Source organism: Oleiphilus sp. HI0128 (genome assembly GCF_001635365.1).
The window spans coordinates 1-913 of sequence record NZ_LWGG01000421.1; the positions used below are offsets into that span (position 1 = coordinate 1).

Sequence of the window (913 nt, forward strand, 5' to 3'; positions counted from 1 at the left end):
GCAAGACATAGACGTATCTTCAATCGCAAGCATGATGCAGGTATCACCAAGTATGAATGGAGACATTATCTAGCCGTGGCTCAACGCAAACCAGGAGCACTGCGTAACGGCGCACCGTTCGAGACCTTGCCAGACAGCTTCAAGTCCATTCAAAAGTATTTACTTCGACGACAAGGTGGTGATCGAGAAATGGTCGAGATATTGGCCTTGGTACTTCATCACGACGAACAGCTGGTTGAGCAAGCGGTTGAGGAATCTCTGCGATGCGGGCACCCCTCAAAACAGCATGTAATGAACTGTTTGAGCCAACTCATCGAACAGGAAACACCTGAGCCTTTGCTAACACCACCCTCTCTCATTCTAAACGAAGAGCCTATTGCCAACACACAACGCTACGATCAACTAAGAGGTCATCCTTATGCACATTGAAACCATGATCCACACCTTCAAACAACTCAAACTACACGGTATGGCCAACAGTGTTATGGAGCTATCACAGCAAGCTGGGCCATCTTACCTTCAAGCACAGCCCATTCTTGAAGCCTTGATCAAAGCTGAAGTAACAGATCGAGAAGTGCGATCAATCGCTTATCAGATGAAGCATGCAAGGTTCCCAGCCTACCGTGACCTAGCTGGCTTTGACTTCAATCAAAGCAGTGTAGATGAAACGCTTGTCAAAGCGCTTCATCGCTGTGAGTTCATCGAAGGCAGCCACAACATCGTACTTATAGGAGGCCCTGGCACGGGTAAAACTCACTTAGCAACGGCAATAGGCGTACAAGCCATCCAACACCACCGACTACGAGTGCGCTTCTTATCGACCATTGAACTTGTGAATCAACTTGAACAAGAAAAACTCGAAGGTAAAGCGGGACGCATTGCGAACAGGTTAAGCCATACAGACTTGGTTATC

The 913-nt window shown here is 47.6% G+C and carries 1 protein-coding gene and 1 pseudogene; both read left to right on the forward strand.

Features of this window, described 5'->3' with window-relative positions:
* Positions 1 to 429: pseudogene (locus tag A3763_RS28225) on the forward strand (IS21 family transposase); the annotation flags it as partial.
* Positions 419 to 913: ATP-binding protein (locus A3763_RS05215; RefSeq protein WP_068759928.1), on the forward strand; the 495-nt coding region annotated here is incomplete at its 3' end. The pseudogene A3763_RS28225 and the gene A3763_RS05215, both read left to right, overlap by 11 nt.